Source organism: Paenibacillus pabuli (assembly GCF_039831995.1).
Classification (GTDB): domain Bacteria; phylum Bacillota; class Bacilli; order Paenibacillales; family Paenibacillaceae; genus Paenibacillus; species Paenibacillus pabuli_C.
In genome coordinates this window covers 2,531,302-2,544,005 of record NZ_JBDOIO010000003.1, presented here as the reverse complement: position 1 = coordinate 2,544,005, position 12,704 = coordinate 2,531,302, and the positions used below count along the sequence as shown (strand labels likewise).

At 48.1% G+C, this 12,704-nt stretch carries 10 protein-coding genes and 1 pseudogene; all 11 read left to right on the top strand.

What is annotated here, in order from left to right:
- Window positions 1–93 precede the first annotated feature (93 nt).
- On the top strand, window positions 94–1,974 hold the full coding sequence (recQ, locus tag ABGV42_RS13610) for a DNA helicase RecQ (RefSeq protein ID WP_347382119.1): 1,881 nt from the start codon (window positions 94–96) through the stop codon (window positions 1,972–1,974).
- A 776-nt stretch (window positions 1,975–2,750) separates the two neighbouring features.
- Window positions 2,751–4,760, top strand: a complete 2,010-nt coding sequence (locus ABGV42_RS13605; protein ID WP_347382118.1) for a B12-binding domain-containing radical SAM protein — start codon at window positions 2,751–2,753, stop codon at window positions 4,758–4,760.
- A gap of 436 nt (window positions 4,761–5,196) precedes the next feature.
- Window positions 5,197–5,763: pseudogene (locus ABGV42_RS13600) on the top strand (histidine phosphatase family protein).
- A gap of 65 nt (window positions 5,764–5,828) precedes the next feature.
- Window positions 5,829–6,557, top strand: a complete 729-nt coding sequence (locus tag ABGV42_RS13595; protein WP_347382117.1) for a hypothetical protein — start codon at window positions 5,829–5,831, stop codon at window positions 6,555–6,557.
- Window positions 6,554–6,841 carry a hypothetical protein gene (locus ABGV42_RS13590; RefSeq protein WP_347382116.1) on the top strand — a complete coding sequence of 96 codons (288 nt, stop codon included), beginning with the start codon at window positions 6,554–6,556 and terminating at the stop codon, window positions 6,839–6,841. The genes ABGV42_RS13595 and ABGV42_RS13590 overlap by 4 nt, the downstream gene beginning before the upstream one ends.
- A gap of 135 nt (window positions 6,842–6,976) precedes the next feature.
- Entirely contained in the window at window positions 6,977–7,471 is a 495-nt protein-coding gene (locus ABGV42_RS13585; RefSeq protein WP_347382115.1) for an NUDIX hydrolase, read from the top strand.
- A 217-nt stretch (window positions 7,472–7,688) separates the two neighbouring features.
- Window positions 7,689–8,273 (top strand): chloramphenicol phosphotransferase CPT family protein, encoded by a 585-nt coding sequence (locus ABGV42_RS13580; RefSeq protein WP_347382114.1) that lies wholly within the window; start codon window positions 7,689–7,691, stop codon window positions 8,271–8,273.
- 123 nt (window positions 8,274–8,396) lie between these two features.
- Entirely contained in the window at window positions 8,397–8,753 is a 357-nt protein-coding gene (locus ABGV42_RS13575; RefSeq protein WP_347382113.1) for a hypothetical protein, read from the top strand.
- A gap of 304 nt (window positions 8,754–9,057) precedes the next feature.
- Window positions 9,058–10,098 carry an ABC transporter substrate-binding protein gene (locus tag ABGV42_RS13570; RefSeq protein ID WP_347382112.1) on the top strand — a complete coding sequence of 347 codons (1,041 nt, stop codon included), beginning with the start codon at window positions 9,058–9,060 and terminating at the stop codon, window positions 10,096–10,098.
- A gap of 1 nt (window position 10,099) precedes the next feature.
- Window positions 10,100–10,876, top strand: coding sequence for a (2Fe-2S)-binding protein (locus ABGV42_RS13565; protein ID WP_347382111.1), 777 nt, complete (start codon window positions 10,100–10,102; stop codon window positions 10,874–10,876).
- Window positions 10,877–10,920: 44 nt separating this feature from the next.
- Window positions 10,921–12,642 carry a helix-turn-helix domain-containing protein gene (locus tag ABGV42_RS13560; protein WP_347382110.1) on the top strand — a complete coding sequence of 574 codons (1,722 nt, stop codon included), beginning with the start codon at window positions 10,921–10,923 and terminating at the stop codon, window positions 12,640–12,642.
- Window positions 12,643–12,704 lie beyond the last annotated feature (62 nt).

Sequence of the window (12,704 nt, the reverse complement as noted above, 5' to 3'; positions counted from 1 at the left end):
TCAAGGATGCGGCAATGGTGCCGTGTTCGGATGTCAGAATCGGATGGGACCAAGCTGGTGGAGGAACACCAGTGACAAGTAAGGAGTCTTTACATGAGTGTGCAAGCACCTACTTTAGAAGAAGCGCAGGGTCTCCTGCAAAAATATTATGGCTACCCCGACTTTCGCGAGGGTCAAAAAAAGATCGTGTCCAGTCTGCTTGAATACGAAGATACGCTGGGCATTATGCCAACCGGGGGCGGGAAGTCGATCTGTTATCAGATTCCCGCTCTGTTATATCCGGGGCTGACGCTGGTCGTCTCTCCGCTCATCTCATTAATGAAGGACCAGGTCGATGCGCTCACGACCGCCGGCATTGCTGCCGCTTATATCAATAGTACGTTAAGCGGCAAAGAAGTGAATGATCGCATCCGCGCGGCGCAGCGCGGTGAGCTGAAGCTGCTCTACGTCGCGCCAGAGCGACTGGAGCTGGACTGGTTCCGCGATGAGATGGGGCAGCTGCCTATCTCCTGCGTGGCCGTGGATGAGGCCCACTGTGTGTCGCAGTGGGGACATGATTTTCGGACAAGCTACCTGGCGGTAGCGCCGTTTGTGGACAGTTTGCCGGAGCGGCCGGTGGTTGCGGCCTTCACGGCGACGGCGACGCCCGAGGTCATGGGCGATATTCTGCGGCTGCTGCGTTTGCAGGACCCGCAGACCTATGTGACCGGACTTGGGCGGGATAACTTGGCGTTCAGTGTGCTGCGCGGCGAGAGCAAAAAGGATTTTGTGTTGAACTATGCGCGCGAGCATGCCAGCGAGCCGGGTATTGTGTACGCTGCGACCCGCAAGGACGTGGACGATCTGCATCAGCGTCTGCTGCATGCGGGATTGCCCGCAGGGCGCTACCATGCCGGGATGACGGACGATGAACGGGCCCAGAGCCAGGAAGCTTTTTTGTACGATGATATCCGGGTGATGGTCGCGACCAATGCGTTCGGGATGGGAATCGATAAGTCCAACGTGCGTTACGTGCTGCATTACAGCATGCCGAAGAACATGGAGGCGTATGTACAGGAAGCAGGACGTGCGGGACGGGACGGTGAGCCGAGTCAGTGCATTCTGCTATTCGGGGCGCAGGACATTATCACCCAGAAATTTCTGATCGAGCAGAACCCGATGGAGGGTGACCGCAAAGCAAACGATTATCGCAAGCTGCAGCAGATGGTGGATTACTGTTACACGACACGCTGTCTGCGCAGTGCGCAGTTGGACTACTTCGGTGAGGTGCACGAGGACAAGCCGTGCGGCATTTGCAGTTCCTGTACGGACGACCGTGAACTGGTGGATATGACGATTGATGCGCAGAAAATATTCAGCTGCATTCACCGCATGCGTGAACGTTATGGTGTGTCTTTGGTCGCTTCAGTACTCAAAGGCTCACGTGCCAAAAAAGTGCTGGATTACGGATTCAACTCCCTGCCAACTTACGGGGTGATGGGGAATCGAACGGAACGCGAGATTGCCGAAATTATTAACGTCATGGTATCCGAAGGATATCTGATGCTGTCCGAGGGACAGTATCCGGTTGTTCGTTTGCAGCCTCTGGCGGTGGAAGTGCTCAAAGGCCAGCGTGAAGTGATGCAGCGGGTGGTGCGCAAGACGGCGGCAACGGCTTCGGGTACAAACTACGGCGGACGACGTGGTCGGGATGCGATGCCATCGGCGGTCAACGAGACGGTATTCGAGCAGCTGCGCCTGATCCGGCGCGATCTGGCAGCGAAGGAGCATGTGCCGTCATACATCATTTTCAATGATGCGACACTTCGCGAGATGAGTGTGGTATGTCCACAGACGGAACGTGACATGCTGGATATCAAAGGGGTCGGTGAGGTCAAGTACCGCAAGTACGGACTGCCGTTCCTAGAGTTTTTCCGAAAGCAAACGGGCGAAGAAGTGGATACGGATGATGATGCTTTTTACGAGTATGAGTAAGTGAGAGGGAAATGATTAGGAATTTGAGTGATTATTGGGTGTTGGATTCGTGTTCTCGGTAATGAAAAGATTGTACGTAAAGCTATTGTTCTAAAGCTGTTGTTTTAAGGGTAATGTGATCGAATTTCAAATGTATAAGGTACTTATGCGTAACGTTCAGTTGCTTGTATAGGTAAGAAATTTGTTGGAAGTTTTAGGGGAAGTTCGACAGTTCATTGATGGATCTGGGTGAAGCGTTCGGCACAGGTCTGAGATTCAAATTAAAGGCAGTGGCTTGTGAGAATGGATTATGAATCGTCAATCGTGAATCGTCAATCATGAGACGTGAGTCGTGAGTCGTGGAAGAAACTTGAATGCAGTCTGTTTCTTGTCTATATTAGGTCGAAGTGTCTCAAGTGTCTCGAGTGTCTCTATATGGTGGACGGAATAAGATAGACTGTCTTTCAAAAGGTGGACATTGCTTTTGCAGAAAGCGATTGTTGGCTTGCACAGGATATGGAGTCAATGAGTGTTCCTTGGCCTATATGTAGTAGATTAGAGGGGATGGGGAGTAGATGTCTTTTTGAAAAGGGTGTCCACCCTTTGAAAGACAAAATAAGGATGTGTCCATGACACATGGAATGGCTATTAATAGAGATTTAACGTGAGCAGCATCCAAGACGGGATGGCTGGGTGGTGACCTAGGTTTACCATGAATGGCATCCCGGGCTGGATGCTGTGACGCTTTACTTTTACCAAAAAATAAGGTCTGGGTGTCCAGGCAAAGGTTGTGAACCATGAAGGTTATTCTTTCTACTTTGAATGCGAAATACATTCATACCTCGCTGGCGTTGCGGTGTCTGAAGGCGTACAGTGAGAAGGATTTTGATATTGAGCTGGCGGAGTATACGATCAAGGACCCGGTCATGAATATTGTGTCAGATCTATACCAGCGCGGCGCGGACGTGATTGGGTTCTCATGTTACATCTGGAACATTGAAGAGACGATCAAGGTTATTGATAACCTGAAAAAGGTTATGCCTGACGTGAAAATTTTGCTGGGCGGGCCGGAAGTGTCTTACGACACGGAATATTGGATGAAGCGGATTCCCAATGTTGATTTCATCGTCATGGGTGAAGGGGAAGAGACGCTGCATCAGCTCCTGACGGAGCTGGAGGGAAGCAAGAAGTTCCATTTTGTATATGGACTCGCGTATCGTAAAGGGGAAGAGGTTATTCTCATGCCAGGACGGCCGAAGGCCGATCTTAACGATCTGCCGTCACCACACCGTTTTGAAGAGGATATCCCGGATCTCGGGAAACGGGTTGTTTATTTTGAGACCAGCCGAGGCTGTCCGTTCAGCTGTCAGTTCTGTCTGTCCAGTATTGAGGTCGGTGTGCGGTATTATGATATTGAGCGGACGAAGTCGGATATTCTGTACCTGATTGAGAAGGGTGCGAAGCTGATCAAGTTTGTAGACCGGACATTCAACATCAAGCGCGATTACGCGATGGAGATGTTCAAATTTCTGATTGAGAATCATCAGGGAACGGTGTTCCAGTTTGAAATTACGGCTGACATCATGCGTCCTGAGGTACTCGATTACCTGGCTGAAAATGCGCCGCCGGGCACGTTCCGGTTCGAAATCGGTGTACAGTCCACGAATGATCCGACGAATGAACTGGTGAAACGCCGTCAGAACTTTGCCAAGCTGAGTCGTACGGTGAACAAGGTAAAAGCCAGCGGGAAAATCGACCAGCACTTGGACCTCATCGCTGGACTGCCGGAGGAAGATTACAATACGTTCCGCAAGACGTTTAACGATGTATTTGCCCTGGGGCCGGAAGAGCTTCAGCTCGGATTCCTCAAAATGCTGCGCGGTACCGGTCTGCGTCTGGATGCGGAGAAGTACAACTATACGTACATGGATCACGCGCCGTATGAGATTCTGGGCAGTGATGTGCTGCCGTTCAGCGATATCGTACGTCTGAAGCGGCTCGAAGACGTGCTGGAGAAATACTGGAACGCTCACCGGATGGACCATACGCTGAAGTATCTGATGGAGCAGGAGTTCAGCTCGCCATTTGATTTCTTCCAGGCGTTCGGGGATTACTGGGAGGGTCAGGGCTGGCAGAAGATCGGTCACCAGCTCGAGGATCTGTTCACCCGTCTGCACAGCTTTCTGGAATCGCGGAACACGCCGCATATGGATATCGTGCTCGGCTTGATGAAGCTGGATTATTTCCTCGGCCACAAGTACAAACCACGCAAAATCTGGTGGGACGATGCGTTGGAGAAGGATCAGTGGGCACTGTATATGAAAACGCTGGCTGAGCGTCCCGAAGACGTTCGCTTGCCGCGCATTGCCGGAGCCGCAGGCACGGCATGGCTGGAAAGCAGCGGCACGGGTGCGAGTGCCGCTGCGGGAAGTGCAGCTGCTGCCGGGGAAGACACTGCCGCAGATGCGGCGGGTGTGATCGGCAGCGAAGCTGCTCAGTCCGCCGTGGATGGAGCGGCGGACGGTGTGGACGGCAACGCTTCGCGTGCGTTGCCGATGACCTCGGCCATGACCGCACAGACGGTCATGGGTGCCCGAGCTTTCGCCGACCTTGGTCTCGGCGAAAAGGAACTGCAGAAGCACGCCGTACTGGACGTGCTTCCGTTCCGGCTTGAGCGTGTGCTAGCTGGCGCCAGCCCGCTTGCCGCGAAAGGCCGGACGCTGCTGGTGGTTGTGTACCAGCAGCATGAAGGGCAGCAGGCGCAGTATTACATGCTGCCGCTGGGAGAAGAAGCCGCTGCCATGTAGGTGCAGCGGCAAGGAAGAAGCTGCATAAGCCGATTGGCGGCATGCAGCGGGAGAAGCGCCACGGCTTTGCGGTCGTGGTGCTTCCTTATGAGGTACTGCTCCCATTGGGTGCAGTACCTCACCCTTACGCGGCTCGCCATTGCACAAGCCGCGCAAATCTTTACCTTTTACAACAACTATATGTTCTGTAAGGATTGGAAGGTCGTCTGACTCCCTAGTGGATTAAGAAGGGCCTTCCTTTGTTGTATGTTGGAATTTCGCAAAGTACTTACGGATAATACATAGATTAGTAGATACCTTTTTTTGGAAAGAAACATGATCATCCTTTCGGTCACATTTAGTTTCCTTCCAAGGACATTGTTTCATTTTTACTATACATATATCTGAGAATTATTGTTAATTTATAGTATAGTTAGAAGAAATCGAGGAGGGGCATATGAAGACCATCATTTATATGGTTAGGCATGCAGAGTCACCGTATACAGAAGGAACGGAAAGGTCGAGGGGACTTACCTTGAAGGGCAAAGTGAATGCAGCCCAAATCACAGAAATATTAAAGGACGAAGGAATACATACCATCATCTAAAGTCCGTATGCTCGGGCTGTCCTAACCTTGGAGGGGCTGGCAACAGCGCTGGGAATAGACATTCAGATCATGGAAGACCTTCGGGAAAGGCATTTTTCAGATGATAGTATTACGGATGAAGAATTTATGCCTGCTTCGAAGAGGATGTTTGAAGATCCCGATTATGCATTACGAGGAGGAGAGTCTAATACGGTTTGCCAGAATAGAGCTGTGGATGTTTTAAAGCAGATTTTAAAAGAATATAAGGGGACAAAGGTAGCTATTGGCACACACGGACATGTCATGACGTTGATGATGAATTACTTTGATGCAAGTTATGGCTTCGATTTTACGAATCAAACCAGCAAACCCGATATCTATAAACTCCAATTTAAAGAGATGGAATTAGAGCAAGTGACAAGGTTATGGGAAGAATAGAGTAAAAGTAATTGGTTGGGAGAGAGAGTAACAATTGATTTGAACCGAGAGAGGGATGGTATGGTATGGAACAACAGGAATACGGCCGCTATTTATTAGCGATGGGCGGAGACGAATTTGAGCCAGAAGATGATGCGGAGATTGAAGCGGACCATTTCTATGGATTTTTTCAGTGGTTTATGCCAACGGGGGCAGGCGTTGAACGGGTGTTCGAGCCGATTTCAGACGGTCAGCGTTTTCTGGACAGAATACGTCCGATCTATGAGATGTTGAATCCTGAGGACTTCGCCGGCGAATATGTGCCAGGTTATTTCAATGGTGGGCATGGGGATGCTTCTGAGGACACATTGCGTCGTTTGGGGGAGGAATTAATTCTAAAATTGAAGATCCTGTTCTCCAAGGTACCGGAGGATGACGAAGCGGCGGATGCAGCTAAGGAAGCAATTGGGGCTTTATCATGTATGAAGGAAGTTGTTGTATTACAACCAGGCGAAATTGGCAAGTTAGAGCAAAGGTTGATTCAAGGTACGGATGAAGAGGATAGTGAGATCGTTTACGAAGCGCTTGGAGACCTTCTTCGCTCGCGTAGCGATTACAACGAAAAGATCGAGCTGTTGAGTGAAGCATACTATTCCATCGCTTGCGATTATTGGGTAGCCTATTACTTGCAATGGCCCCGCTATCAAGGTTTGCAGGAAGCAGAAGACTGCCTGTATCCATACTTTGAGCTATATCGCTATGGCTATAATCTTCATTGGACTCAGAATAAGCTGTTTATCGGTAGACGCTCATGAGTACAGAAGAATATATACAACAAATGTTAGAGGCGCTCATTGAAAAAATACAAATCATAGTTAACGATAGAAGTAAGCAATCCTTCGGTTCTCTGGAGTATCTCTTGAACCATATGATAGAGTATCGAAATCGTAAACAATATATGTCAAACGAGTGGCATATCAATACACCCCGTTGGCTAGGGGAATATGGGAATACACCTGAGGAAGAAGAGATTTGCTCAGATATCTACAGATTGCAGTTATACATTGCTGAAAAGTTAAAGGGTGGATGGGGAAAATAAGATTTACACATTATGTTTCACGCAGTCGAATGCTCTGTGGGGACCTGCGTAAGGCCTTGTCATGTGAAACCATCAACTTCATTAGGTGTTCATGAACCCTTTGATATGAAGACGTTAACTAAAGGAGAATCATCAATGTTCTATGTTAATGCCAGAGCTTTTATTGAACGCCAAGATAAGGATAGAGCAGAAATCATAATTCAGACTCGAAATAAAAAGAATGAGGAGTTGCTGGAATTGCCGGGCGGTAGATTGGAACTGTACGAATCCATCATAGATGCATTGAGAAGAGAAGTATATGAAGAGACAGGTTTGACCGTTGTAGCCGTAGAAGGTAGTCACAAGCGAATAGATACATGTGGGATCAACCCGAAATTTGAAGTTGAATGTTTGGAGCCGTATTGTGTATATCAAACCATTAAAGGGCCTGTAGATTCAATCGGCATGTATTTTATATGTCAGGTGCAGGGGGAGCTCTTGCAAGAGGGTGACGAAACGACAAATATCGGTTGGAGAACGATTGATGAGGTCTATGAGTGCATGATCGATGATCCAAGACAGTTTTCAGATGTTGATCGCGCAGGGATAATGTATTATTTGAAGCACAGGTATGGAAAGAAACTCGGTTGAGAAGCGACTACGAAAAAATAGTAGTAGATAAAGGCATTCTTATCATTGAGCAAGAATATGTAAATCTGCTTGATAAGAGCACATAACTACATATAACATCATATTTCAAGCTGCAGGCATAGGGCCTTGATTCGAGGCACTGGCTACCCCAGCACACGGACACGGGAACGTGATCTGAAAGATACGACGATCCAATCTAATAGTGAGGGTGATTCATGTGGAACAAGGGCTGATTATATTTTTGAACGGTACGTCAAGTTCGGGAAAGACGAGCATCGCGGTGGAAATGAAAAAGCAGGGAGACATTCCGTTACATCATCTGTCTGTAGATCAATTTTTCCAAAATTATGATCAGTTTATCGACAATACATACCCAGATATGAAACCTACAAGAGAAGTGGAACCTCATGTGATGACAGATATCCTTTTCGATCCGATCGTCTCATTGTTCTATTCAACCATTAAACTGTTTTCGGAGATGGGTCTGAATGTCATCGTGGATACGGTCATCACCAATGACAAGTGGTTTAACGGCTTTTATGATTTGCTTTCAGATTATCCGATATTGTTTGTGGGCGTGCACTGCTCCAAAGAAGAACTCACCAGAAGAGAGCTAAGCAGGGGAGATCGCGCAGTTGGACTTGCCCATTCCCAGTTCGACTACATCTATTCGTATGATGAATATGATCTTGAAGTGAACACGGAAGAACTCAGTTCAGCTGCATGTGCGGAAAAGATATTAGCTTATATCAATTCCGAGCAGGAATACTCGTCATTTAAGAAGTTGAGTAGAAGAGCTTAAAGAGATAAAACGATCGTCTTGGCGGAGAAACCCCATTTATATTATTTATCATAGAGCTTCTAACGCACTACAACATGGTTCCTAGCAATAGGGACCTTAGTCTATATGTGGAGGTGAGATAATATGAAAAGAAATATTCTATTCATGCCTTTCATTTCTTTAATTGTACTTTTATTCGGTTGTTCATCGTCGTCTGGAAGTTTTGCTTCAGATAAAATGATAAAAATAAAGAATGAAGTCTACATTACAAGTAATGAGACCGTTACAGAAGATGAACTAGTTGAACAAATAGGCGAGATAGAAGTATCTTCAACCAATGAGAGAGATGTTAATGAGACGAACATTGTAAGTTCGAATACATATAAAGTAGGTACAAGGCTATTTAAAATGAATAACAAAGATACTAAGGATATGATTGCTGTGGAAGATTCTACATCCCAATATTTCATTGCCTATAACAACAAGTATACAGAGAAATAGTATATAGGCGTATGACTAAAAGTCTGGGATAAATAAAGCACCTTCGAGAGCGTGCAATTCTATCGTACGATATGAAGCTCGATCTGGAGGTGCTCTTGTATTTAGAGAGTGAAAATGTGTTACGAGGAAAAAGAGAATAGGGTTACTCTGTTTGAGAAAGCAACTTCCTTCTCCATACATGTCGCATTAGTCCGGCTGAAATGTCGCAAAAGTACATGGTAACGCGATGTGGAGATCGTTTATACTCTCTTTATGTTTCGATAATGAAAATCATTATCAGTATTATGCATAAGGGGGATTCATCATGAATCAAGGAACAAAGGGGCAAGCGGCTGGAAGCAAGGCATATGCTGTCTACAAATCACGATTATTAACGGGCTTCATGCTAGCCCTGATTCTTGTCCTGACGGCTTGCGGTGCCGGAGCAGGTACAGATAGCGGCAAGCCATCTGCGGCAACGCCGGCGGAGACACCTGCGAATGAAGAAACCCAGACTGCCGGAGCTTACCCTGTTACGATCAAACACATGAAGGGTGAGCTGACGCTAAACGAGAAGCCAAAGACCATTGCTGTGCTTGATGTCAAATTCCTGGATCAATTGTTAGCTGTTGGCGAGCAGCCATCAGGTAGTGTTATCGCTGGAGGCAATACCACATTTCCAGAATACTTAAGCGATCAGCTGGGGGACGTACAGGTCCTGGGTACACGGGACGAGCCCAATCTGGAGGCGATTGTAGCATTGGATCCGGATCTTATTTTGATGACTGATTTCCAGGAGAAAGAGTATGAAAATGTTAGCAAAATAGCACCCACAATCGTACTCGACTTCTACGAGGATTGGCGAGAAACGTTAACCACGGTTGCCGCGATCACAGGCAAAAAGGCAGAAGCAGAGACTGTACGTCAGGCATATGAGGAGAAAGTCGCTGGATTGAAGGCGAAGCTGTCGGAGAAGCTGGGAGATGAAACGGTAGCTCTGATTCGCCCGAGAAAGGAAGGGATTCGTGTTCATGGTCTTGAGCATCGGACAGGCGGCATTCTGTATGAGGACTTGGGCTTGAAGGCCCCTGCACTCGTTCAGGAGATCAAAGATGACACCTCCGTTGAAATATCGATGGAGAAAGTCCCTGATATTGGGGCAGATCGCTATTTCCTGCTGTCTGATGAGTTATTTGCCGCAGAGGCTGATGTTTTGGAGAGCAGCCCGGTATGGAAATCCCTTGATGCCGTCAAAAATAACCGTGCATATGATGTGAATGCAACACTCTGGATCGCTTATTATGGTCCGTTAGCCATTAATATTATTGTAGACGAGGCCTCGGAAGCACTGCTGGGATCGGATTAAAATGAACCATTATCTCTCGACCGACTTATGGAGACAAACGGCGGAGGATTATTCGATATGGCTCGGTGAGCCGCCTGAACATAGTGTCCGTACCATTGCTTTGAGCGAGCTGCATGAAGAATCTGCATGCCGAGAGTATATAAGCTGGTTTCAGGAGTACATTGATGCGCCTGACATGAAGGTTGCGGCTTCGATGTTAGCCAAGCGGATTGGCTATCTGTGGACCGCTCCGCTGGTGACAGCGATGACTTTTCATCATCAGCATGTTTCCTTTGAGCTGGAGAACAGCTTCCTCTATCATCCGACGCTCTCAGCTCATGAGAGCGGTACACGATTTCCTTTTCTAGCGGTGAAAGGGCTTCAGGCAGAAGCACTGACAGGAGACAGGGAACTGTGGCGGGAAAAGGTGGTAGAGGAGATGTTTACGGTACAGCTTACACCGCTGTTACAGACACTTGCTGTGATTGCGCCTCTTTCGATGAGTATCCTCTGGGAGAATATCATGGTACGTATTGGCCCGCTGTATACGCCTGATGCAGACGATGACGGGGAGGAATGCCAGCACATCCAGAATGATTTTTCATATCTGACGCAAGATGCGCCAGGGCAGGTGTTCGGTGTAAAACGTAATCCATTTACCCGTTTCACAGAAACCAAGAGCAACGTTCCTGTTGCGAAGAGCAAGCGCATCACCTGTTGCTTTTATTATCAGATGTCCGAGGAATACTGCAACAAATGTCCGAAAATTGACAATGAGAATGAATCTCAATTAAAATGACAGCAGCAACAACTTACCTTTGCTATTGTCAGGAGATGAGAGAAATGCCGCTGCAAGAACAGACAAGTGGTTGGAGTGATACGGCGATCAAGATGCTTGACGGGTATAGCGGTACTTTGCAGACAGGCAGCGTTCTACGCGAAACGGATTTAACTTCAAATGTCTTGCTGCTGGCATGCGGAGGGGAAGGGGAGCTTGAGATGGATGGCGAGGGTTGCCACATTGGAGCTTCTTTTGCCTGTCATGTGGTAGAGGGGGCATCCTTTACGCTGACAGCCAGATCAGAGGACATACACTATATTGTTATCATGTACCAGGCTTCTTCCATGGAGGGAGCCTCTCTTGTTGTGCCTTCGTATCGTAAACACCCGCTGCGCAGGTCATTTGTGCAGCATTCGGTAACCCACGCGGAATGGATTGAGAACGGGGAGAAAATCGTTGTCAAATGGCGCCGCGGCGAAGGGCTGGAACGATTCTATGCCAACGCGCTGCTCCAGGGGATGATCTACGAGCTGATCATAGAGTACGAACATGGTCAAGGGGGACCAGAGTCCGACATGGTGGATGTTGTGGCTTCCTATATAACCTCGCATTATCGCCAGAACCTGGAGCTAAAAGAGCTGGCAGCCCTTGCGGGATGCAGCGTAAGGCAGTTACAGCGCCGTTTCAAACAAGAGAAGCAGCTCGGACCGATGGAATACGTCATCCAGCTGCGGATGGAGAGTGCATCGCGAATGCTCCGTCATACGGATGCTCCCATTGGGGAAATTGCAGAGAGAATGGGCTATCGCGATATGTATTATTTCAGCAGAGCGTTTAAGAAACATTATGGCGTCCCACCGCTGCATTACCGACTTGCCGCCGCTTCGAGAACAGACGCAGACTATGCCAATGCTTTGCTGCAAAACCGCACAGCTTCATCATATGAATCTGCCCAAGGCTCAGTCATCTGCCATATGCGAGGGGAGTATACCGTCATCGAATCACCAAAACGTATCGCTGTCCTCGATGTGCAATATGCCGATCATCTGCTTGCGCTTGGGTTGTCTCCAGTAGGAAGTGTCGGAGTGGGAAGTACCGTGTTAACATTCCCTCCATCACTTCGGACAGGACTTCAGCATACCGAATTGCTCGGCACGTATGAATACCCCGATCTGCCTGCGGTAGAGCGATTGTCTCCGGATCTGATTATTTGCACCGAGGTGCATGATCAGCATGTTGAACGTTTAAGTCGGATTGCTCCAGTACTCATGTTCAAGCGCAATGAAAGTTGGCAGACAATTTTGAGTTTGTTCGGTGAACTGACAGGCAAGCGGGCAGAAGCCAAGCAGATTATTGCGAATTATCATCGCCGGACTGCTTTGCTGTCCGAAGAACTGGCTTCTGTAGTGGCAGGCAAAAGTGTGGCCCTGATCCGTCCGCTGGATTCTCTCGTACGTGTACATTCCGCTGCTCATCGAACTGGCGCTGTGCTGTACCGCGATCTAGGTCTGCCTGTTCCGTTATTTGTAGCAGATACTTCCGACACGGCCTATCACATCTCGGTTGAGAGACTACCGGCTGTACAAGCCAGCCACTACTTTTTGCTGAGTAATAAACTCATGCAGAATGGGATATCCGCTACAGAGCAGCATGTGTGGGGGATGCTGGATACCGATGAGCGACAGCATATATATTCTGTAGATGCCGCGACATGGATCGGCTGTTATGGACCAACCGGCATCAATGGCATCATCGATGAGATTGCTCAGGCTTTATTGGCTTGAGAGCGCCATCCTGAAAATGATAAACCCTAAAGAAACCGTTCCTTGTAAAGTGGATGTGTTCG